A 20,781-nucleotide genomic window follows, 5' to 3' on the forward strand; every position below is an offset into this window, starting at 1 on the left:
TGTCGGTGGTGAGCAGGAACGACCCGTCGCCCGTGGAGGTGAGTGAGCGGAGCCGGCCCCACTCGCCTTCGAGAGCGTCCACTTCCTGTTCGACGGTGATTCCGTCGGCGCCGAGTTTCAGGAACACCAGTTTTTCGCCCTGCTGGCTGGAGATGACTGCGGCGCCGGACCAGTCGCCCCATGCTGCACCGTCGACGAACGTCAGGCCGGGGGTGGCGATGGTCGGCTCGCCCGAGCTCCAGACCGCGTCGATGGCGCCGGGAACGCGATCGGGGTCGGTCATCGGGACCGACTCGTCGTAGATCAACGGGTTCCGGTCCGGCTTCCAGCCGTAGTTTCCGCCCGCGACCAGTAGGTTCAGTTCGTCGTCGCGGGTGGAGCCTTGTTCCACCTCGTACAGGCGGCCGGTGCCGGGTTGGAATGCGAGACCCTGAACGTTGCGATGCCCGAGGGTGTAGATGCGGCCGGGTGCATCCGCTGCGGCGCTGCCATCGACAGCGTCGACGTGCAAAACCTTGCCGCCCAACGAGTTCCGATCCTGGGGCACCGACGGGGACGCCGTGTCTCCGGTGCCAACGTACAGGGTTCCGTCGGGTGCGGCCAGGATCCGGCAGCCGCCGTGCCTGCCACTGGACGCGACGGGGATGTCGTCGATGATGGCCCGGTCCCGCGTCAACGTCGTCCATGCCTCGTCGACGGTCCACCGGACGACCTCGATGTGATTGCCGCTTCCGGCCTGCGAGCTACCGGGCGCCGCGCTCCCGGTGTCGACGCCTGATCCCTCGACGCCCTGGCACGTGAACAGTGCCCGCGATTGCTCGAAGTCGTGGGCCAGTTCGATTCCCATCAGCCCGGTCTCACCCTGGGCGTAGAGGTCGTCGAGATTCGCCGCGACTTCACCGGCCGACCCGTCTGCCCGCTTGACGACGAATCTGCCGCTACGTTCACCGGTGAGGATCGTCCCGTCGGGGGCCTGGACGACGTCCCACGGCCGGGCGAGCCCGTCGAGCTCGGTGGTGACGGTCAACCCGACGCCGCCCTCCGGGGGCTGAGCCACCGCCCCCGTCGAACACGCGAGTGTCAGAGAAAGACTGGTCACCAGGATTCCGGTACCGGCCAGCAACTTGTTCACAGATCGTCTCCTCGAAAGCGAGCAGGGATGATCTATGACCTGTACCACGAACCGCGGCCGGTAAACCGGACATTTCTACGATACGAGACGGTATCCCGCGTCGCTCACCGCACCGGCGATCGATTCCCGTTCCAGTGCAGCATCACTGGTCACCACCACTTTGCCCGACGCCACGTCCACCGTCACTCCGGTCACGCCACCGATCTCGGAAATCTCCTCCGACACCGACGCAGCGCAGTGCTGGCAGGTCATTCCTTCGACGATGTAACTGTTCTCCACGCTCGACACCTCTCTCCGTTGGCTGCGACTTCAGGACCGAACGAGCCGTGCGATGGCGTCCGATGCCTCTTTCACCTTTGCGTCCGCGTCGGGACCGCCACGTTTGGCAGCCTCGACGACGCACCCCGCGAGGTGCGCGTCGAGCAGCTTGAGCGAGACGGACTGTAGCGCTTTGGTTGCCGCCGAGACCTGGGTCAGTACATCGATGCAGTACCGATCCTCGGCGACCATGCGCGAGATGCCGGCGATCTGACCCTCGATGCGACGCAGCCGCTTCAGCAGATCGTCCTGCTCGCTCGTGTAACTACTCATGCCGCCGATGATACCCCTACCGGGTATGGGAACACCCCTGAAAACGAACTCTGACTGCGTCGACCAGCAGTAGAAATGCGACGGTCACGCAGGCAGCACCGGCCGCTGTCCAGGAACCGGAGTACCGAACCGCCACGAATTCGGGCGCGCCCTCGTCCGTGGCCGCGAACAGGTGTTCCGTCGCACCGAGGTTCCAGCACACGACGGCCGCCGCGAACAACAGCACGGCACCGAGCACCTCCACCGCGGATCTCATGGGCCGCTCACCACCACTTCTTCCAGGGCCTCTCGTAAGCCGTCGTCGTCCTTCGCCCAGGCCTGAACCAGGCCGCCTCCCACCAGGCGCAACCCGACGCCGTGGCGTCGGCGGGGGATGCCGGTGAGCTCACCCAGCACCCGGGCGGTTTCCCACTTCTTCGGCTCGTATTCACCCGCGGCGTACTCGGGCGCCGGAAAGACGACGGCGATGTCCGCCACGGGCAGCCTTTCGGTGCCCTGGCGAAGCTCGGTCGCCGTGAGGGCCACGCTGACGTGGCGGCGAGCTGCGCTGACCTGAACGTAGGTGAAGCCCATCAGCACGACGGCAACCACTGCGAGCGCGACCCAGTGGACGACAGGCCCCGTCAGCAGCTCGAACACCAGTACCGCAGCGCAGAAGACAGGCCCCCACAGCAGCGATCGCCACCGAGCTCCCGGCTCTTCGAACAGCGCGTCGTTCGAGTCAGTCATGGGCGAACCACGGTGTCGCCGAGGGGCGGTAGATCACCACGCAGGCGGCGATCAGGACGAGGGCGACTGCGAGTAGTTCGGAGAACAGACCGAAAACGAAGACCACCACGAGGAGCAGCAGAACGGTGACCGACGACAGCAGTACGGACACGGCCCGCATCCTTGCGTGTCCGGCGCGCACGGGTCCGGCGAGGAATCCGAGAACGATGCCCAGGAGTCCGCAGCCTGCACCGAGAAGACGAATGGTGCCGAGGTAGGAATCGATCTGAGCGGGTGTGTTGCCCTCGTCGGCGAGAGAGGTGCGTAGTTGGTCCACCGGCACGGTCAGCGTGATCAACGCGACGAAGACGAGCAGAACCGCAGCGATCAGCCACAGCAGGTATGCAGCGGTGACGACGCGCGGGCGTGCGGCCTTGTCCGAATTCACGACTTCATAGTGCCCGGTTGCGTGTGATCGAACCACAGTGGGTCGGCCGAGAACCGCCGCGCGAAATTTCAGTGCGAGACGAGCGCCGGAATGACGATTGCGACCGATGCGAGGATGCCCATGGCAACCACGAGGGCGATCAGGAAGAGCTCTCGGGTGACACCGTGTTCGACGGGAATCGTGCGCTCGGCGGGTGGTGCGATCCGCCTCGAACTTGCCTGAACCATGGGTTCACCTCATCCTGACGAACGGGCATCTGCAGTGACAATTGTCACCGTACCCTCGCTCGGGTGCTCACCCTAATCACCAGGTCAGGCTGCACTCAACCCCATACTCACGATCAGCACGGCTACCGAGACGGCGGTGAGCAGACCGAGGAGCGCCCACAGCGGACGGCCGCGTTCGGGCTCGGGAACTTCGGATAGGGCCATGCGATGTCCGATCTACTCGACGGGTTCCCCCATCGCGTGATCGTAGTCACATGTGACGCATGTGGCTGATGTGACACGCGGAGCATCGGCCGAGTGTCAGTGCTTCCGCGCCGCCAGAAAGTACGCCTGCGACTCCTTGCGATGCATCAGATACACCGCGCCGCCCGCTAGAACACCCTGCAGAATGCCCGCGACGCTCATGACGATCTGCATGGCTCCACCGTCGACACCGAAGGCGAACAGCTGCGGGACGGCGAGCACCACCGTGACGGTTCCGATGACGGTGAGCACGGTTCGCGCCCAGAGCCGTCCGAGTCGCATCTTGTTCACCCAGTACAGGAACAGCCCCGCGAACGCGATGCCGATGACGGCCATCAACACCAGGGCGCCGGTCAGGTAACTTTCCGCGGATTCGAGCGTCAGCGGCAGCGACGGATCCTGTCTCGCCACGTCGTCGACCAGTTGCTGGGCGAACGGCGTGCGATCGGAGTTCACCATCACCAGGGTCAGAATCAAACTGATCAACCCGAGCGCGGTCACACCCCACCACAGATGCCGTGACGTCTCGATGTCCAGAGGAGCCGAACTGCGGGCCGCGGGCTGTTGCGGCGGGATGGCGTCGAATCCTACGGGGCCGTGCTCGGCTTCCCAGCGTGCCCAGTCGGGCTCGGGCGGGCGTTGTCCGTCATTGCTCACAGCCAGCCCGCCGCTTCCGTCGCCCAGTAGGTCAACACCACGTCTGCGCCTGCACGGCGAATGCTGGTCAACGACTCCAGGATTGCCGCGTCGCGGTCGATCCATCCGTTTTGGGCGGCCGCGGTGATCATCGAATACTCGCCGGAGATCTGGTACGCCGCAACCGGAACGGACGAGATGTTCGCGACGTCGCGCAGAATGTCGAGGTAGGACATCGCAGGCTTGACCATCACCATGTCCGCGCCCTCGTTCAGGTCCAACTCCACCTCGTGCACGGCCTCGCGGCGGTTCGCCGAATCCTGTTGGTAGGTACGGCGATCGCCCTGGAGCGACGAGCCGACGGCCTCGCGGAACGGACCGTAGAACGCCGAAGCGTACTTGGCCGAGTAGGCCAACTGTCCGATCTCGCGGTGCCCGGCGGCGTCGAGTGCCTCACGGATGACGCCGACCTGCCCGTCCATCATTCCGCTCGGTCCGAGCAGGTGTGCCCCTGCATCGGCCTGCGACAGCGCCATGTCCACGTAACGAGTCAGCGTCGCATCGTTGTCGACCGCGCCGTCCTCGGTGAGGACACCGCAGTGACCGTGGTCGGTGAACTCGTCGAGGCACGTGTCGGCCATGATGACCGTCGCATCGCCCAGATCCGACTTCAGCCGCCTCAGACCGCGATTGAGAATGCCGTCCGGATCGCTCGCGCCGGAACCCTCGGCGTCCTTGTCCTCCGCCTTCGGCACGCCGAACAGCATGACACCACCGACGCCTGCCGCGACAGCCTCCTCCGCGGCTGTGCTCAACGAATCGAGCGTGTGCTGGAAGACTCCGGGCATCGACGAGATCTCACGAGGCTCGGCGATACCGTCGGCGACGAACATCGGCAGCACCAGGTGCCGTGGCTGCAGCGACGTTTCGGCGACGAGGCGCCGGAGCGCCGGGGTACGCCTGAGCCTGCGGGGACGGTCTACGGGAAACACCGGCCTCAGCGCCTACGGGACTTCTTGCGGGGAGGAGGCAGTGCGCCTTCGGCGCGCAGCCGAGCTGCGTGCTCGGCGAGCGCTTCGATCAGCGGACCGACCTGCGCGGTCTCCGGCTGCACGTCCACGCGCAGACCGAATTCCACCGCCGTCTCGGCTGTCTTCGGCCCGATGCACGCGACGAGTGTGCGCGCATGCGGCTTTCCGGCGATACCGACGAGATTGCGGACCGTGGAGCTCGACGTGAAGCACACGGCGTCGAATCCACCGGTCTTGATCATCTCGCGGGTCTCGGCGGGCGGCGGCGCTGCACGCACCGTGCGGTAGGCGGTGACGTCGTCGATCTCCCAGCCACGTTCACGCAGGCCCTCGGCAAGGGTCTCGGTGGCAATGTCGGCACGCGGCAACAGAACTCGGTTGACCGGGTCGAACACCTCGTCGTACGGCGGGAAGTCCTCGAGCAGGCCGAGAGAGGACTGATCACCCGACGGCAGCAGTTCGGGGTTGATTCCGAACGAACGGACCTTGTCCGCGGTTGCTTCACCGACGCAGGCGATCTTGACGCCCGAGAACGCGCGAGCGTCCAGCCCGAACTCCTCGAACTTCTCCCACACTGCGCGCACGGCGTTGGTGGAGGTGAAGACGACCCACTGGTAGCGGCCGTCGACGAGGCCCTTCACCGAGCGTTCCATCTGCGCGGGGCTGCGCGGCGGCTCGACGGCGATGGTCGGAACCTCGATCGGGATCGCACCGTGCGTGACGAGCCGATCGCTCATCTCACCGGCCTGATCCTTCGTCCGAGGCACCAGCACGGTCCACCCGTACAACGCCCGAGATTCCCACCAGGACATCTTGTTTCGGCCCGAAACGACCTTTCCGACGGTCACGACGAGCGAGCCGACGAGTTCGCTGCCCGCGTCGTTGAGCGTCGCGAGGGTGGCCTCGACGGTCCGCTGCTGACGGGTGGTGCCGCGAACGGTGATCGCGGCAGGTGTCTGTGGGGCGAGCCCGTGCTCGGTGAGCGCACTCGCGGTCTCGGCGAGGTGGCCGGACGTCGCGTGCAGAACCAGCGGGCCGGGAGCGGCCGCCAGAGCAGCCCAGTCGACCTCGCCGCGAACGTCGGCTTCGGTGTGACCGGAGCCCAAGGCCATGCCCGCGTAGCTGGGAACAGCCGATCCGGACGGGAGACCCGGCAGGACCTCGAACTGAACGTGGGTGCGAGCAACGGCAGCGACCTCGGCGATGACCGAATCGGTCGTCAACGGATCACCCGACACGAGACGGACGACGTCGTAGCCGTTCTTGGCCTCGGCCAGCAGAGTCTTCGCGACCTCGGCGGGCTCACCGAGGGCGGGACGGACGTCGACACCGTTCTCCCCGGTCTCCGGGTCGCGCGGGAGGTCGTTGCCGACCAGCGCCACGACACCCTTGTCGACGTCGGGATCGGTGAAGGCGAGTTCGGCTGCGCCGAGCACTTCGCGTGCGCGGACTGTGAGCAGAGCCGGATCTCCCGGCCCCGATCCCACGAACAGGATCCGTCCGTTTGCGTTCTTGCGGACTGGGCTCATCGGTTGTTCTCCAGTGCTGTCTTGTGTGGGTAATGCAGTTCGAGCGGGGTTGCCGGGCCCCGTTTCGGTATCAGTCGCGCGGTCGCTATCGCGCCGCCGCGCACAGGTGGCCGAGGGGCCCTGCGTTTGGCTCGTCCGCGTGTCGGAGCCGTGATGGACCTAGACATGGTCGGCTCCCCCGGTAGCGGCGGAACCGGCTGCGGGTGCAGGTTCGGTCACCGCGACGAGATCCCGGGCACCGAGGTCCAGGAGTTCGCGGGCGAGATCGCGACCGAGTTCCTCGGCGCCGGACACTGCGCCGACGATGGACGCTCGGATGCTGTCGCTGCCGTCGATTGCCGCGACACATCCACGGACCGACAACTCGTCGAACACTCGCCCGTCCTCGTCGATGGATTCGACGACCTCGGCGATGGCTCCGACGGGAGCGGTGCATCCCGCTTCCAGCTCGGCCAGCAGTCCACGTTCCGCGGCGACGGATGCCCGCGCGTTGGCGTCGTCCAGTGTGCGGACCACCTCGATGAGGTCGACGTCCGCGGACCGACATTCGACGGCGAGGGCACCTTGAGCGGGCGCGGGCAGCATCTGGACCGGGTCGAGAGCCTCGGTGACGACGTCCAGGCGGCCGATGCGGGCCAGTCCGGCCCGAGCCACGACGACGGCGTCGAGTTCGCCCGAGGCGACCTTGCCGATGCGGGTGTCGAGGTTTCCGCGTAGCGGCTGAACGTCGAGCCCCTGCCCCAGAGCTCGAAGTTGCGCCGCGCGACGCGGCGCCGAAGTTCCGATCCTCGCGCCTGCGGGCAGTTCGCCGAGAACGAGGCCGTCGCGTGCGACGAGTGCGTCGCGCGGATCCTCGCGGGGCGGGATTGCCGCGATGACGAAGCGCTCGTCGGGTGCGGTCGGCAGATCCTTGTAGGAGTGGACCGCGATGTCGACCTTGCCGTCGGTGAGAGCCTCGCGCAGCGCGGCGGTGAAGACACCGACGCCGATGGTCTGCACCGGAGCAGCGGACAGATCGCCCGCGGTCTTGACGATGACGAGTTCGGCGTCGAGGCCTGCTGCGATCAAGCCCTGACGGACCGTCTCGGCCTGCGTCGTGGCGAGCAGAGACCCTCGCGTTCCGATCCGAACGACATTCTTTTCACTCACGCTCACTCCGACTGTCCCTTCCGACCATCGGTGCGGCTGGCGGTGAAGTCGTCCACGAGTTCCATTCCGTTGATCTCGATCGGGCTCGCGACGGCCTCGACCGTGCCCGGACTCAGCTCGAACAGTTCGCGCAGAGCAGCCGCGTACGAGTCCCCACCCGGGGTGGTGGCGAGCTGCTTGACCCGGACCGTCGGAGAGTGAAGAAGCTTGTCGACGACGCGCCGCACCGTCCTCGCGACCTCGTCGCGCTGCGGTGAGTCCAGGCCGGGCAATCTCGATTCCAGACGCATGAGCTCGCCTTCGACGACCTCCGCTGCGCGCTGGCGCAGCGCGGTGACCGTCGGCGTCACCTCGGCGAGCCGCTGGCCCGCCAGGTAGCCGGAAAGCTCGGAGGACACGATTTCGCGGGCCGCCGACGCGTCCGACGAGGCCGCTCCGGCTGCGGGGTCGCGTTGCAGCGACTCCATGTCGAACACGCTGATTCCGGGGAGTCCTGCGACTGCCGGATCCACGTCGCGGGGCAGTCCCAGGTCGCACACGGCGAGCGGCCGGCCTGCTTCTCGCTGCGCGAGCGCGTGGTGGGCGTCCGCGAGCGAGACGACGGCGCCGACCGCGCCGGTACAGGTGACGAGCACGTCTGCGTCGGCGAGGGCGGATGCGAGGTCGTCGAGGTCGACGGAGGTTGCTGCGACACCGGCCGACACCGCGGTCTCGGCTAGGTGGTCCGCACGCTCACGAGTGCGGTTGACGACGACCAGCGAGCCGATTCCGGCCCGACCGAGATGAGCCACGGACAGCCCGCCCATGGCCCCTGCGCCCAGCACGACAGCGGTTCGGCCTTCGAGGCTGCCGCCGAACAGTGCGGCGGCGCGGTCGAGCGCCACCGACACGACGGATGCGCCTGCGGCATCGATCCCGGTTTCGGAATGCACACGCTTGCCGACACGCAGTGCCTGTTGGGCCAGTTCGTGCAGAACACGTCCCGACGCCTGCGAGGCATCGGATGCAGCGTACGCGGCACGGATCTGACCGAGGATCTGCTGTTCACCGATGACCATCGAGTCCAGTCCGCTGGCGACGGCGAACAGGTGCTCCACAGCGGCTTCGCTGTAGCGAACGTAGGCGTGCTTGGTCAGCTCGGGAACCATCAGACCGGAGTGCTCGGCCAGGATCTCCCCCACCGATGCGAGCGCACCGTGGAAGGCGTCGACGACGGCGTAGACCTCGACGCGGTTGCACGTCGACACGACCATGACCTCGGATATGTTTCCGCTGGCCATCAGCTTGTCCGTCAACTTCGGACGGTCGGTCTCCGTGATGGCGACACGCTCGAGGACTGCGACGGGAGCGCTTCGATGCGAAATCCCGACGAGGAGGACACTCACGGTGTAATCACCGATCCGTTCTGTGTAAAGCTACTGCTTGCCGAACTACTTACCGGGGTACCGAGCGCGGATTGCGCCGAACTTGCCAGAGAACCGGGCGTGACGCGGGGGCCTCTGCTTCTGCCGAGCCGCGGCGCTGCCGACAGCGCGGACGCGTCGTTGCGGGAGCTGTTGAACGACAGGACCTGCATCTCGACGGCCAGATCCACGCGACGGACCTCCACTGCGTCGGGAACGTCCAGCGTCACCGGAGAGAAGCTGAGGATGCTCTGGACTCCGCCGGCGACGAACGCCGACGCCACGTCCTGGGCCGAATCGTCGGGGGTGGCGATGACGCCGATGGTCGCTTCCAGTTCACGGCACGACGTTTCGAGCCGGTCGACGTGCTGGACGCGGAGTCCGTCGATGTCGAGGCCGACCCGCTCGGGGTTGCGGTCGAACAGACCCACCATGGAGAAGCCACGACGGCCGAATCCTCCGTAGCGGGCGAGGGCCTCGCCGAGGTTTCCGACGCCGACGAGCACCACCTTGTGCCCGCGGTCCAGTCCCAGTGCGGTCTCGATCTTGGCGCGCAGTCGCAGAACGTCGTAACCGACGCCGCGGACACCGTTGGGCCCGAGAAAAGAAAGATCCTTGCGAAGTTTGGCCGATCCGACTCCGGCGGCAGTGGCGAGTTCTTCACTCGAAACGATCAGAACGCCGTCGTCGGCGAGGATTCCGAGGACCCGCAAGTAGGTGGCCAATCGCGTCACCGTAGCCTGTGGGATGACCCGTTCGGCAGTGCCCGATCGGGCTGGATCGACACCAGGTGACCGGTCGACACCAGCCGGCATGGCCGGGCGCTCTTCGGTCACGTTCATGGCTCCTCGTCCGATCGGCTGCGACGGCCGGTCTTCACGCTGATCCGCGGGCTTCTCTCACCAGAAACTGCACGCAGTTCCATTCCTGCGCCGACACCACGGTAACTGCTTGTGAACGAATGAACAAAGTCGCTGCATCCGTGCTAGAGGGGCTCTCACCTGCAAAGCGAGCACCGACGGCCCGTTATTAGGGTGCCCTTCTGGCTGCGAGATCGGCACGTAGACGTGGTTCGTCGACCTCCCAGTAACTGTGTTCGCGGCCGTCGAGCAGCACGACAGGGACGCGGTCGCCGTACTCTGCGCGCAGGTCAGGCATAGTTTTCGCGACTTCGTCGACGTCGGTGGACGTCGGCGTCACCCCGAACTCGCTGCAGACCGCCACCAATCGCTCGAAGGCGGCCACACATGTGTGACATCCGGCTCGGGTGAGAAGAACCACGGTGGGACCAGCTGTAGTCATACCGTCCACCCTCTCACCCACAGTAGAGAGACGAAGGTCACACAGGAGTGGAGCCTGCGGGAACGACCCGGTCGTACAGGAGTGGAGCCTGCAGGAACGACCCGGTCGCACGTGGGTGGAGCCTGCAGGTCATCGGTGGGGGTGACCGAGTGCGAGGGATTCCCCGCGGAGAGCTACGGACTAGGGTTTGGGGCAGTGCTCGAACATGGAGGTGCGCGTGATGAGCAACGGGGGTTCCGAGACGCCTGGAAGTACTCCTGACGGCCCGCTCGGGAGCAGCGACCCGGACACGAGCGCCGAGACGCCCGACCTTCCCATCACCGAGGTGCCGGACGAGGTCATGGTCGACACGGAGCATCCGCGGGAGGACAAGCGCCGCAAGCGGCGACTCCGTAATCCACTCGGTCCGTCGGATGCACAGGTGCGCGCGAATGTCGCAGGCGAGGCCAGTGCCGATGCTGCGATAGCGCTGCAGGCCGAGTCGGGAGGTTCGGTCCCACTCGACCTCACCGCGGCAGCGTTCTTCGACGTCGACAACACGATGGTGCAGGGTGCGTCGATCATTCACTTCGCGCGCGGGCTCGCAGCGCGCAAGTACTTCACCAGTAGCGACCTAGCGCAGTTCGCCTGGCAGCAGGTCAAGTTCCGGGTCAGCGGCAAGGAGAACAGCGACGACGTCGCGAGCGGCCGCGAGAAGGCGCTGTCCTTCATCAAGGGTCGCTCCACCGCGGAGCTGCGTCTGCTCGGCGAGGAGATCTACGACGAACTGATCGCGGACAAGATCTGGCCGGGCACCGCAGCACTCGCTCAGATGCACCTCGACGCCGGCCAACAGGTGTGGCTGGTGACCGCGACCCCGCTCGAGTTGGCCCAGATCATCGCCGAACGCCTCGGTCTCACCGGCGCGCTGGGAACCGTGGCCGAGAGCAACGACGGCATCTTCACCGGCAGGCTCGTCGGCGACATCCTGCACGGTCTCGGCAAGGCTCACGCCGTCCGCACCCTGGCCGTACGCGAGGGCCTCAACCTCAAGCGGTGTACCGCGTACTCCGACAGTCACAACGACGTGCCGATGCTCTCGCTCGTCGGAACTGCAGTTGCAGTCAATCCCGACGCGGACCTGCGCGAGCTGGCGAAGAATCGGGGCTGGGAGATCCGCGACTTCCGCACCGGCCGCAAGGCGGCCAAGATCGGCGTCCCGACGGCCCTCGCGCTCGGTGCCGTCGGCGGCGGCCTCGCCGCGGTCATCGGCCGCCGCCGAGCCTGAGCAGGCGCTAGAGCGTCAACTGCATCAAGGTGAGATCGAGCCACCGGTCGAACTTGATGCCGACCTCGGGCATCTGCCCGACGGTGACGAATCCGAACTTCTCGTGCAGCGCTATCGACGTCGTGTTTCGTGATTCGATGACCCCGACGAGCGCATGGATCCCCGCGGCGGATGCCCGGGCGATCAGTTCGGCCATCAAGGCGCTGGCGATTCCGCGACGGTGGAAGTCGCTACCGACGTACACGGAATGTTCGACGGTGAGACGGTATCCGCTCTTCAGGCGCCACTGCGCGTACGACGCATACCCCGCGACTGCGCCGTCGACGACTGCGGTGAGCACGGGGTATCCGGCGCGGAGTCGGCCGTCGAGCCAGTCCATCCGCTCGTCGAGACCGACTTCGGTTTCGTCCCAGATTGCCGTCGTGTTCCGGATGGCGTCGTTGTGGATGTCGAGAATCGACGGGAGATCTTCGGTGACGGTGTCTCTGATCAGCACACCGGCGAGGTTACTGCCTACCCGAGAAAGACATTGCGGCGCTTGGCCAGCAGTCGGTACAGGGTGTGCTGGATGGTTTCACGGACGTGGTCGGTCAGTTCGAACAACACCATCGGGTCCTCCGACGCCTGCGCGTCGTACGAGTCGGTGTAGATCGGCTTACCGAATTCGATGTACCACTTCGACGGCAACGGAACGAGACCGAGCGGCCCGAGATGCGGAAAGAACGGCGTGACCGGGAAGTACGGCATACCCATCAGACGTGCGAGCGGGGTGATGTCGCCGATCTTCGGATAGATCTCCTCCGAACCGACGATGGAGCACGGAATGATCGGCGCACCGGTTTTCAGAGCGGCGGACACGAATCCGCCGCGACCGAACCGCTGCAGCTTGTACCGCTCGCTGAACGGCTTGCCGATGCCCTTGAACCCCTCGGGGAACACCGCAGCGACCTCACCCATACGAAGCAGACGTTCTGCGTCCGGGTTGCAGGCGAGGGTGTGCCCTGCCTTTCGAGCGATGGTTCCGACGCCCGGCATCTCGAACGCCATGTCGGCGGCCAACATTCGCAACGGGCGGTGCGCAGGATGGTGGTCACGGACGGCGACCGACGTCATCAGCGCGTCGACGGGAATGACCCCTGCGTGGTTGGCGACGACGAGCGCGCCACCGTCGTCGGGGATGTTCTCGATTCCCTTGATCTCGACACGGAACCATTTGTCGAACAGTGGTCGCAGCAGCGGCAGCCAGACGGCGTCGGCGAAATGAGGATCGTATCCGAACTCGTCGACCGTGTAATCGCCCGCGAGACGGCGGCGCACGAATTCCGCTGTCTCCGAGATGGTGTCGACGATCTTCGCCTTGACGTCGTCGATCTGTGACGGCTCCGTCGCCGCGGTGGGGTGGGCCGTGGATTCGGTCGGCGTGAGCAGTGGGATCGGCGGCGTCGGCTCGGCGTACGACGACGGGTGTCTGCTACGGCTGCTCGCCGCACCGGTATCGGCACGGTTGTTGTCGGCACGTGCGCGGGCAGCGCGCTCTCGACCGGCTCCGTCGCGTCCGGAACCGGTGCCGTGCAGCGGGATTACCTTCGCCACCTCGTTCACCCCTCCCGTCCTGAACCCGACACAGCCGTCAGTGCTGCCTTGGTGACGGCAGCGCCGCCGTCGACTGCGCGCAGCGCGTGCTGTTCCACCGAATCGACCCATTCCGTGCGAAGTACCGGCCGTAGCGCCGCGCCTCGAACGAAATCGTCGAATGCCTGAACCGTAGTCCATCGAGGCTCGAATCCGAGGTCCGATCGCATACGAGTGGTGTCGAGTCCGCAGCCGAAGTGGAAGTAGTCCAACTGTTCGGTTGTGAACTCCCGCATCATCGATCCCATGAGGGCGCGCCCGACGCTCTTGAACAGCGCGAACGGGACGGGTACCTCGATACGGCCTGCGCGTCTGATGGCCTGCGACAGCATGATGGTGCCGTCTGCGCCGACGTTGAAGGTGCCCGCGGGACCGCTGACGGTGGCTCGTTCGAGCGCGGCGAGTGCGTCCTCCTCGTGCAGCAGCTGCATCCTCGCGTCGCGGCCGATGATGCTGGGAATGATCGGAGACGTCATGTATCGCGAGATGGACCCGTTCAGTCGTGGACCGATCAGCGGAGCCATCCGCAGGATCGACACGGCGATGTCCGGGCGGCGCCGACCGAGGCCGCGGATGTAGCCCTCGATGTCGATCGTGTCCCGGGCGAATGCTCCGGACGGCGGCCGCCTGGCGCTCATCTCCTCGGTGAACTTCACCGGATCCTTCGCACTGCACCCGTACACCGAGGACGAGGAACGGAGGACCACCTTCTGTACCGACGGAGACTTCTGGCACACGGCGAACAGCTGCATGGCCCCGATGACGTTGAGGTCCTTCATCGTGGCGCGACCACCCGAGCGGGGCGGTTTGGTGATGGTGGCGGCGTGCACCACCGTGTCCACGTTGGCGTTCCGGAGGACCTTGCCGATCAGCGGGTTGCGGATGTCGGCGCGCACGAATTCCGCGCGGCCCATGCGTCGCAACAGGTCTTTGCTCGGTGACTGTGCGTCGACGGCGATGACGCGCTCGACAGCCGGGTTCTGCGCAAGTCTGGTGACGAGATATCCGCCGAGGAAGCGGCTCGCGCCGGTGACCAGCACTACCTTCGGCGCCGCGACGCCTCGCTCGTTCGAAGTCACTCACACCCCCGATTGATTACCGCTGGCGGCAAGCCTACTGGAATCCGCGGAAGATGCGAGGACAGTGGAAAACGCAACAAGCGGTCCCATGACACACGAAAGGCCCGACACCTCCTGCGAGGTGACGGGCCCGTCGAGACGAGATTTACTTGCCGAGTTTCCTGCGCTGAACGCGGGTACGGCGAAGCAGCTTGCGGTGCTTCTTCTTCGACATGCGCTTGCGACGCTTCTTGATCACTGAACCCATGGCGGGTGTCCTCACGTTCTTCTCTAGCGTTTCGCGCACGCAAGTTGCGTACGCCTACCTGGCAGCCTCGAACCCATCCGCCCACGTACTGCGGACCGAGCCGTCGATCCCCAAGCTGGCGCTCGGGCCTCGTTTGCCGAAGCTCGATGCAACCGACGAAGCTCCTGAAGCTCCTGGCACGAGTGTCGATATTACTCGACCACGACGAAACCTCACCTTACCGGGGTGGACCTGGTTCCACGAAACCGGCTCGGCGAGGTGTACCGCCGACGACTCTCGGGCCGCTCAGCCTGCGTCGAAGTACGAGGTCTCGAGGTAATCGTGCACAGCCTTGGCATGCACACGGAACGATCGACCCACTCGCACAGCAGGCAATTCTCCGCCGTGCACCAATCGGTACACAGTCATTTTCGACACCCTCATCAGGGTCGCGACCTCCGCGACCGTGAGGAACTGCGTTCCAGCGACAGCTGACTGTCCGTCCTGGGACGCACTCTTGACCGGCTTGTTTGCAGGCACCATCAATCCACTTACCTCCGGCACGTCTCGCGCGGCAGGCTTCCCCTCCTGCCGAACAGACACGCACGTGCTACCTGTGAGCTTAACGTGACCAATGGGGTTACTGCGACGGGTGTAGGGAACTGATTTTTTATTCTGGTGTGACGCCCATCTCAGCTGCACGATCGTTGGCTGCGGACAACGCGTCGAAGAACGCAGTCCGTAGACCGCCCTCCTCGAGCCGGCGCACCGCTGCCGCCGTCGTTCCCCCAGGTGAGGTCACTGCGTAGCGCAGCTCGGTCGGGGTGTCGTCGGAGCGATCCAGCATCGCACCCGAGCCGATCATCGTCTGAACGACGAGCGCCGACGCCACGTCGCGTGGCAGCCCCAATCCGACACCGGCGTCGATCATCGCCTCGGCGACGAGAAAGAAGTACGCCGGACCCGAACCGGACACCGCGGTCACCGCGTCGAGCTGATTCTCCTTGACGACGACGACCTTGCCCACCGAGGACAGGATCTTCTCGACCAGTTCGAGGTGTTCGGTCTTGGCGTACCGGCCGGGCGCGAGGACGCTGACGCCCTCGCCGACGAGCATCGGTGTGTTCGGCATGACTCGGACGACGGGAAAACCTGCGGGCAGCTTCGGCTCGAACTTCGACGTCGGGACTCCGGCGGCCAACGACACGATCAGCTGTTCACGCTCGCCGTCCAGGTCGATCTTCGCGACCTCGGTGATGACGCCGTCGACGTCGCCCGGCTTCACGGCGAGAACGATGACGTCCGCGTTCTCCGACGCCTCCGAGATCGAGGTCGTGAGGATTCCGAAGGTGGATGCGAGCTCGGCCGCCCGGGCCTCGAACTTCTCGGCGACCACCAGGTCGCGGACTGCGTGGCCTGCTTCGAGCAGTCCGGCGATCAGCGCCTCGCCGATCCGCCCGCCTCCGATTACTGCAATTCTCGTCATGGGTGACAAGCGTAGATTGCGGCCCGGGAGTCGCCGAACGCTACCGGGGCACCATCGCCAACTGCCTGCTCTGCACGACGACGTCGCCCGTCTCGTCGAGCACCAGGTGATCCTCCTCGAACCACGTTCCGCCGATGACGGTGCTGCTCGCGGCGACCCGGAGCCATCCCGGTGCAGGCTGCTTGCGCAGGTAGGTCGTCAACTGCACAGTCGGCGCCCAGCCGAACATCCCTCGGTTCATCGTCACGGGTGCGCAGATGTCGCCCGTCATCAGCGCGAACAGGGCTGCCGTGTCCACGTCGTTCTCGTCGCCCGGCCGGGGCCTGACCCACATGCGAACTTCGGGTTCGCCCTGCTGTCCCGTGAGGAAGTGCGCCGACGTCGGGTCGATCCGCATCTCGCACCCCTGTGCCAGGTGCACGATCGACGCCATCGGATGCTCGCCGCCGATCGCATCCGTCTCCGGCGGCGGCGCGGCAGGCATCGACGCCAGCGACGATTCCACCGTGTGCCGGGGAGTGTCGGTGTCCGGCCGCCCCAGGGTGACGACTGCACGAACCGCGGCACGTCCGCCCTGCGTCATCTCGACGTCGACGTGCGAGACCTGCTTTCCGCGTTTGCGAAGTACTGCGGTCAGGTGCACCTCACCCGGGTCGGGTGCGCTGAGGTAGCTGACACTGACGGCAAGTGGCTGTACTCCCTCGTCCCCCAGCTGCGCCTTCGCTGCGGCGGCGCACGTCGCCAGCATCGTGCCTCCGTGCACCTTCGGCCCGATCGTCCAGATCGAATCGATGACCGCGCCGTAGCTGCCTTCGAACTCGGATCTCTCCAGCGGGGTCAACGTCGTCGCCGCGGCGAAGGGGCTGGTCATCGGTGGTGTGCCTTTCGAATCGGGACGTACTGGTGCGCTCACGCCAGGTGGCGGCGTGCGAACGCGAGGGCCTGGCCGAGCATCGATGCTCTCTCCGGCAGAGTTCGTGCGTTCTGAGTGTTGATCTCGATCACCGCCTGCCCGCGGAAGCCGCGGCGAACCAACTCGGCGCAGACCTGTGCGCACGGCTGATCTCCGTGGCCCGGGATCAAATGCTCGTCGATCGACGCGCCCCGACCGTCGGCGAGATGCAGATGCGCGAGCCCGTCGCCCATCCGGTCCATCATGTCGACGGCGTCGGTCCCGGCGGTCGCGGTGTGCGACAGGTCGAGGGTGTAATGCGCGTGGCCGGAATCCGTCGGATCGTACGAGGGCGCGAACGCCGACACCGCAGCCCCCGGCCCACCACGCTTGCGGAGCCTCGCCGCCGAGCCTTCCTTGCGCCCGAAGAATCGGTCCGCGCGCATCGGGAACATGTTTTCCACGGCCACCACGACCTCGGACGCGGATTCCAGCTCGGCGACCTGGTCACCGAAGCCCTCGGCGTACTTCTTCTGCCACCGGAACGGCGGATGGACGACGACGGTCGCCGCACCCAACTGCTCCGCCGTACGCACCGAACGCTCGAGCTTCGCCACCGGATCCGCACCCCACACGCGTTGCGAGATGAGCAGGCACGGCGCGTGGATCGCCAGGACCGGGACGCCGTATTTGCGGGTCAACGCCCGTACGGCCTCCGCATCCTGGCTCACCGACTCCGCCCAGACCATCAGCTCGATGCCGTCGTAACCCAACTCGGCGGCGTATCGAAACGCCGCTTCGGTGTTCTGCGGATACACCGAGGCAGTGGACAACCCGACAGCTACGCCCGACACCCGAGCGCCTGTCAGCCAGTACTCAGTTGAAACGCCAATGGACCGAGCGTCACGAACACACCGACCACAACGGCGATCACCATGCTGACGAGGTCATCGGTGCGGCGCAGGATCCGCACGACGGCAACGAGACCGACGATCACCAGAACCGCGAGAACGAGCGCCACCCACGGCAGGACGTCCCACAGCCTTTCGAAGCCCTTGAACAACAGCGCGCCGACGACCACCGCCACAACACCCTGGCCTGCGAGCCCGAGCCACTGCTTGGCGGCATCCTTCTTCTCGGCTCTCGGCTGCGACTCGTCCGTCTCCTCGACGCTCTCGGCGGAGGCCTCCCTGTCCTCGACAGTGCTGCTCTCGACAGTGCTGTTCTCGGCTGGAGCGTCCTCGGTGTCGGCGAGCGCGGCGACCTTCTTCACCAGGTCAGGAGTCTGCGTCGTCTCCTCCTCGGCGAGCGCTTTCTCGTCTGCGTCGTCACGTCGAGCGAACGCACGCGTCGCTGGGCTCGACGTTGCTGCCGGTGTGGACGTGACTGACGGGCCTGCCGCCTTCGGGGGCACAACAGGCTTGGGCGTGACGTCGGTCTTCGGTTCTGCGTCCGCAGGTGTCGCGGCGGACGGCTCCGGGCGCGACGGGCGGGGACGGGCCACGAATCCGGTCGTCTGCCTGCCGGACGTGGAACGTGAGGTCTCGTCGGGCGTGCGTCGACCCGCCGCGGGCACCGGACGCTGCGACGCGGTCGAGCCGTACGGTCGCCGCTCGTCGGCCTCGTCGTGAGCTCGGTTCATCAGGTCGCCGGCTGCCGTCGTCGATCCGGACAGCAACTCGGGTTCCGGTTCGTCGGTCTCGCGCGTGCGGACCGGCGCCGGGGCCTGCGCAGGCACCTGCTTGGAGTCCGTGGCGATCACCGGGGCCTCGTCGGATGCGGGCTCGGCGCGGACGACGGGAATTTCGCCGGTCAGTTCCGCTACGGAGATGCCGCCCTTGACGCCGCGTCGACGGCGTCCACCGGTGCTCGACGACGTCGACTTCTGTCCGTTGCGAGCGAGCAGTTCGGCTACGGAGATCTGTCCGGTGTCCTCCGGATCGGTGTTGTTCTCGCTCATGTCGACCGCACCACCAGATCGCCGTCCGTTTCGGTGTCCAGCTTCCGCAAAATCAAACCTTCCCTCAGCGCCCACGGGCATATCTCGATCTGCTCGACCGACAGTGCTCGCATACTCGCCTCTGCCACCAACGCCCCGGCCACCAATTGCGGTGATCGGTCGGCGCTGACTCCTTCCAATTCTGCACGGTCGGATGCAGTCATCCTCGTTATGAAGGCTATGAGTTGCCTGAGACCGTTCGCCGTCAGCGTCCGGGTCACTCGCGGACCTGCTGCCGACGGCGCCGCTCCGGTCAGCCGGGCGAGCGAGCGGAACGTTTTCGAAGTTCCGACGGCACGATCAGGTTCGCCAGCGGCCAGCAGTTCCTTCGCCGGGGTCGCGAGCTCGGCGTCGAGCCAGTCACGCAGGACCGCGACGCGACGCTTGCCCGGCGGGTCACCGTCGAGCCAATCCCTGGTCAAGCGGCCTGCGCCGAGTTGAAGGGAGAACGCGACGTCGGGGTCCTCATCGGTTCCCGACGTCAGCTCGAGCGACCCTCCGCCGATGTCGAGGTTCAGGATGCGACCGGCGCTCCACCCGTACCAGCGGCGGACTGCGAGGAACGTCAGGCGGGCTTCGTCGACACCGGACAACGTCTGCAGCGCGACGCCCGTTTCACGCTGAACGCGGGCCAGAACATCGTCGCTGTTGTGTGCGTCACGCACCGCCGACGTGGCGAAGGCCATGAGCTCCTCGCAACCGGACTTCGTCGCGATCGAGGCGAAGTCGCCTACCTCGTTCACCAGCCGGTCTGCGCCTTCGCGGGTGATGTTGCCGTCGGCGTCGGTGTTCTCGGACAGTCGCAGCGTGGCCTTCGACGAGCTCATCGGTGTGGGGTGACCACCGCGGTGCGCATCCACCACCAACAGATGCACCGTGTTGCTTCCGACGTCGAGCACCCCTAATCGCACAGGACCACGGTACTGGGTCTACCGTCGACACTTGTGACAGCAGGTAGTAAGCAGCACACCTTCGCCGCAGAAGTGGACCTGGATTTCCCTCGCGAATGGGTGGAATTCCCCGATCCGGACAACTCCGAACACATCATCGCCGCCGACCTGACGTGGTTGCTGTCCAACTGGACGTGTGTGTTCGGCACTCCTGCCTGCCAAGGAACCGTGGCCGGGCGCCCGGACGACGGCTGCTGTTCGCACGGCGCGTTTCTGTCCGACGACGACGACAAGAAGAAACTCGACGCGTCGGTGAAGATGCTGACGGCCGAGGACTGGCAGTTCAGGGACAAGGGACTCGGGAAGAAGGGATACGTCGAGTACGACGATCTCGAGGACGAGCAGTCGCTGCGCACCCGTCGATACAAGGGTGCGTGCATCTTCCAGAACCGTCCGGGGTTCGCCGGCGGCATCGGATGCGCACTGCATTCGATGGCGCTGCGCAAAGGCATCGAGCCGCTGGAGGTCAAGCCGGATGTGTGCTGGCAGCTACCGATTCGCCGCACTCAGGACTGGGTGACGCGCCCCGACGGCACCGAGGTTCTGAAGACGACCATCGGTGAGTACGACCGGCGCGGATGGGGCGAGGGCGGGCACGACCTGTCCTGGTACTGCTCGGGTTCCCCCGACGCGCACGTCGGCAGCAGGCAGGTGTTCGAGTCCTACGAGCCCGAGCTGACCGAGCTGCTCGGCAAGCCCGCGTACGACGAGTTGGCGTCGCTGTGCAAGCGGCGCCGCGGCCTCGGCCTCATCGCGGTGCACCCAGCGACTCGTGAGGCCCAGCGGACGAAGTAGGCCCTCTCCCCTACGTGAGTGGAAATGTAGGCCAAGGCCTACATATCCACTTACAA

General features: G+C 66.1%; 26 protein-coding genes. 2 read left to right on the forward strand and 24 right to left on the reverse strand.

Going from position 1 to position 20,781, the window contains the following annotated elements:
- From BH95_RS28295 to BH95_RS14175, 14 genes are all read right to left on the reverse strand, one after another.
- Nucleotides 1-1,132 (reverse strand): PQQ-dependent sugar dehydrogenase (locus tag BH95_RS28295; protein ID WP_157773209.1); only part of this gene is annotated, 1,132 nt, incomplete at its 3' end.
- Nucleotides 1,133-1,207: 75 nt separating this feature from the next.
- The gene (locus BH95_RS14120; protein WP_019666494.1) at nucleotides 1,208-1,420 is read right to left on the reverse strand and encodes a heavy-metal-associated domain-containing protein; all 213 of its coding nucleotides are present in this window, start codon (nucleotides 1,418-1,420) and stop codon (nucleotides 1,208-1,210) included.
- Nucleotides 1,421-1,441: 21 nt separating this feature from the next.
- Nucleotides 1,442-1,723, reverse strand: a complete 282-nt coding sequence (locus tag BH95_RS14125; RefSeq protein ID WP_019666495.1) for a metal-sensitive transcriptional regulator — start codon at nucleotides 1,721-1,723, stop codon at nucleotides 1,442-1,444.
- Between the two features lie 16 nt (nucleotides 1,724-1,739).
- Nucleotides 1,740-1,979, reverse strand: coding sequence for a hypothetical protein (locus BH95_RS14130; RefSeq protein WP_033188644.1), 240 nt, complete (start codon nucleotides 1,977-1,979; stop codon nucleotides 1,740-1,742).
- Nucleotides 1,976-2,452 carry a hypothetical protein gene (locus tag BH95_RS14135; protein WP_033188645.1) on the reverse strand — a complete coding sequence of 159 codons (477 nt, stop codon included), beginning with the start codon at nucleotides 2,450-2,452 and terminating at the stop codon, nucleotides 1,976-1,978. The genes BH95_RS14130 and BH95_RS14135 overlap by 4 nt, the downstream gene beginning before the upstream one ends.
- A complete protein-coding gene (locus BH95_RS14140; protein WP_033188646.1) occupies nucleotides 2,445-2,879 on the reverse strand; it encodes a hypothetical protein in 435 nt (144 codons plus the stop codon). The genes BH95_RS14135 and BH95_RS14140 overlap by 8 nt, the downstream gene beginning before the upstream one ends.
- A gap of 68 nt (nucleotides 2,880-2,947) precedes the next feature.
- Entirely contained in the window at nucleotides 2,948-3,106 is a 159-nt protein-coding gene (locus BH95_RS29085) for a hypothetical protein (RefSeq protein WP_020112522.1), read from the reverse strand.
- A 300-nt stretch (nucleotides 3,107-3,406) separates the two neighbouring features.
- The gene (locus BH95_RS14145) at nucleotides 3,407-4,006 is read right to left on the reverse strand and encodes a hypothetical protein (protein WP_033188647.1); all 600 of its coding nucleotides are present in this window, start codon (nucleotides 4,004-4,006) and stop codon (nucleotides 3,407-3,409) included.
- On the reverse strand, nucleotides 4,003-4,977 hold the full coding sequence (hemB, locus tag BH95_RS14150) for a porphobilinogen synthase (protein ID WP_027498939.1): 975 nt from the start codon (nucleotides 4,975-4,977) through the stop codon (nucleotides 4,003-4,005). Before hemB ends, BH95_RS14145 begins: the two co-directional genes overlap by 4 nt.
- 5 nt (nucleotides 4,978-4,982) lie before the next feature.
- The gene (locus tag BH95_RS14155) at nucleotides 4,983-6,545 is read right to left on the reverse strand and encodes a uroporphyrinogen-III synthase (protein ID WP_037182784.1); all 1,563 of its coding nucleotides are present in this window, start codon (nucleotides 6,543-6,545) and stop codon (nucleotides 4,983-4,985) included.
- A 159-nt stretch (nucleotides 6,546-6,704) separates the two neighbouring features.
- The gene (gene hemC / locus BH95_RS14160; RefSeq protein ID WP_019666504.1) at nucleotides 6,705-7,700 is read right to left on the reverse strand and encodes a hydroxymethylbilane synthase; all 996 of its coding nucleotides are present in this window, start codon (nucleotides 7,698-7,700) and stop codon (nucleotides 6,705-6,707) included.
- Nucleotides 7,697-9,079 carry a glutamyl-tRNA reductase gene (locus BH95_RS14165; RefSeq protein WP_019666505.1) on the reverse strand — a complete coding sequence of 461 codons (1,383 nt, stop codon included), beginning with the start codon at nucleotides 9,077-9,079 and terminating at the stop codon, nucleotides 7,697-7,699. The genes hemC and BH95_RS14165 overlap by 4 nt, the downstream gene beginning before the upstream one ends.
- The gene (locus tag BH95_RS14170; protein WP_019666506.1) at nucleotides 9,076-9,939 is read right to left on the reverse strand and encodes a redox-sensing transcriptional repressor Rex; all 864 of its coding nucleotides are present in this window, start codon (nucleotides 9,937-9,939) and stop codon (nucleotides 9,076-9,078) included. The genes BH95_RS14165 and BH95_RS14170 overlap by 4 nt, the downstream gene beginning before the upstream one ends.
- A 187-nt stretch (nucleotides 9,940-10,126) precedes the next feature.
- Nucleotides 10,127-10,399, reverse strand: a complete 273-nt coding sequence (locus BH95_RS14175) for a glutaredoxin family protein (RefSeq protein ID WP_026348038.1) — start codon at nucleotides 10,397-10,399, stop codon at nucleotides 10,127-10,129.
- A 340-nt stretch (nucleotides 10,400-10,739) separates the two neighbouring features.
- On the opposite strand from BH95_RS14175, the gene BH95_RS14180 reads away from it, so the two are divergent.
- Nucleotides 10,740-11,666, forward strand: a complete 927-nt coding sequence (locus BH95_RS14180) for an HAD family hydrolase (RefSeq protein ID WP_230594353.1) — start codon at nucleotides 10,740-10,742, stop codon at nucleotides 11,664-11,666.
- A gap of 7 nt (nucleotides 11,667-11,673) precedes the next feature.
- Here BH95_RS14180 and BH95_RS14185 read toward each other — a convergent pair whose 3' ends face one another.
- The 10 genes from BH95_RS14185 to BH95_RS14225 form a co-directional block, all read right to left on the reverse strand.
- Nucleotides 11,674-12,162, reverse strand: coding sequence for a GNAT family N-acetyltransferase (locus BH95_RS14185; RefSeq protein WP_037182787.1), 489 nt, complete (start codon nucleotides 12,160-12,162; stop codon nucleotides 11,674-11,676).
- 17 nt (nucleotides 12,163-12,179) lie between these two features.
- Nucleotides 12,180-13,268 carry a lysophospholipid acyltransferase family protein gene (locus BH95_RS14190; protein WP_019666510.1) on the reverse strand — a complete coding sequence of 363 codons (1,089 nt, stop codon included), beginning with the start codon at nucleotides 13,266-13,268 and terminating at the stop codon, nucleotides 12,180-12,182.
- A complete protein-coding gene (locus BH95_RS14195) occupies nucleotides 13,265-14,377 on the reverse strand; it encodes an NAD-dependent epimerase/dehydratase family protein (protein WP_170947532.1) in 1,113 nt (370 codons plus the stop codon). Before BH95_RS14195 ends, BH95_RS14190 begins: the two co-directional genes overlap by 4 nt.
- Nucleotides 14,378-14,522: 145 nt before the next feature.
- On the reverse strand, nucleotides 14,523-14,624 hold the full coding sequence (locus tag BH95_RS28300; protein ID WP_003402602.1) for a 30S ribosomal protein bS22: 102 nt from the start codon (nucleotides 14,622-14,624) through the stop codon (nucleotides 14,523-14,525).
- A gap of 285 nt (nucleotides 14,625-14,909) precedes the next feature.
- Nucleotides 14,910-15,146, reverse strand: coding sequence for a helix-turn-helix domain-containing protein (locus BH95_RS14200; RefSeq protein ID WP_019666513.1), 237 nt, complete (start codon nucleotides 15,144-15,146; stop codon nucleotides 14,910-14,912).
- A gap of 127 nt (nucleotides 15,147-15,273) precedes the next feature.
- The gene (proC, locus tag BH95_RS14205) at nucleotides 15,274-16,089 is read right to left on the reverse strand and encodes a pyrroline-5-carboxylate reductase (protein ID WP_019666514.1); all 816 of its coding nucleotides are present in this window, start codon (nucleotides 16,087-16,089) and stop codon (nucleotides 15,274-15,276) included.
- 40 nt (nucleotides 16,090-16,129) lie between these two features.
- Nucleotides 16,130-16,960, reverse strand: a complete 831-nt coding sequence (locus BH95_RS14210) for a thioesterase family protein (RefSeq protein WP_019666515.1) — start codon at nucleotides 16,958-16,960, stop codon at nucleotides 16,130-16,132.
- A gap of 38 nt (nucleotides 16,961-16,998) precedes the next feature.
- Nucleotides 16,999-17,835 (reverse strand): sugar phosphate isomerase/epimerase family protein, encoded by an 837-nt coding sequence (locus BH95_RS14215; RefSeq protein ID WP_052062070.1) that lies wholly within the window; start codon nucleotides 17,833-17,835, stop codon nucleotides 16,999-17,001.
- An 11-nt stretch (nucleotides 17,836-17,846) separates the two neighbouring features.
- A complete protein-coding gene (locus BH95_RS14220) occupies nucleotides 17,847-18,941 on the reverse strand; it encodes a hypothetical protein (RefSeq protein WP_037182790.1) in 1,095 nt (364 codons plus the stop codon).
- Nucleotides 18,938-19,891, reverse strand: a complete 954-nt coding sequence (locus tag BH95_RS14225; protein ID WP_026348041.1) for a Ppx/GppA phosphatase family protein — start codon at nucleotides 19,889-19,891, stop codon at nucleotides 18,938-18,940. The genes BH95_RS14220 and BH95_RS14225 overlap by 4 nt, the downstream gene beginning before the upstream one ends.
- 33 nt (nucleotides 19,892-19,924) lie before the next feature.
- Here BH95_RS14225 and BH95_RS14230 point away from each other — a divergent pair, with 33 nt between their 5' ends.
- A complete protein-coding gene (locus BH95_RS14230) occupies nucleotides 19,925-20,725 on the forward strand; it encodes a hypothetical protein (RefSeq protein WP_020112528.1) in 801 nt (266 codons plus the stop codon).
- Nucleotides 20,726-20,781: the final 56 nt, after the last annotated feature.

The organism is Rhodococcoides fascians A44A (assembly GCF_000760735.1).
Taxonomy (GTDB): Bacteria; Actinomycetota; Actinomycetes; order Mycobacteriales; family Mycobacteriaceae; genus Rhodococcoides; species Rhodococcoides fascians_E.

Coding starts and splice junctions, on each gene's coding strand:
- BH95_RS14125 (WP_019666495.1), bottom strand. CDS start 1,723: ATGAGTAGTTACACGAGCGAGCAGGACGATCTGCTGAAGCGGCTGCGT.
- BH95_RS14130 (WP_033188644.1), bottom strand. CDS start 1,979: ATGAGATCCGCGGTGGAGGTGCTCGGTGCCGTGCTGTTGTTCGCGGCG.
- BH95_RS14135 (WP_033188645.1), bottom strand. CDS start 2,452: ATGACTGACTCGAACGACGCGCTGTTCGAAGAGCCGGGAGCTCGGTGG.
- BH95_RS29085 (WP_020112522.1), bottom strand. CDS start 3,106: ATGGTTCAGGCAAGTTCGAGGCGGATCGCACCACCCGCCGAGCGCACG.
- BH95_RS14155 (WP_037182784.1), bottom strand. CDS start 6,545: ATGAGCCCAGTCCGCAAGAACGCAAACGGACGGATCCTGTTCGTGGGA.
- BH95_RS14170 (WP_019666506.1), bottom strand. CDS start 9,939: ATGAACGTGACCGAAGAGCGCCCGGCCATGCCGGCTGGTGTCGACCGG.
- BH95_RS14175 (WP_026348038.1), bottom strand. CDS start 10,399: ATGACTACAGCTGGTCCCACCGTGGTTCTTCTCACCCGAGCCGGATGT.
- BH95_RS14180 (WP_230594353.1), top strand. CDS start 10,740: ATGGTCGACACGGAGCATCCGCGGGAGGACAAGCGCCGCAAGCGGCGA.
- BH95_RS28300 (WP_003402602.1), bottom strand. CDS start 14,624: ATGGGTTCAGTGATCAAGAAGCGTCGCAAGCGCATGTCGAAGAAGAAG.
- BH95_RS14200 (WP_019666513.1), bottom strand. CDS start 15,146: ATGGTGCCTGCAAACAAGCCGGTCAAGAGTGCGTCCCAGGACGGACAG.
- proC (WP_019666514.1), bottom strand. CDS start 16,089: ATGACGAGAATTGCAGTAATCGGAGGCGGGCGGATCGGCGAGGCGCTG.
- BH95_RS14210 (WP_019666515.1), bottom strand. CDS start 16,960: ATGACCAGCCCCTTCGCCGCGGCGACGACGTTGACCCCGCTGGAGAGA.
- BH95_RS14220 (WP_037182790.1), bottom strand. CDS start 18,941: ATGAGCGAGAACAACACCGATCCGGAGGACACCGGACAGATCTCCGTA.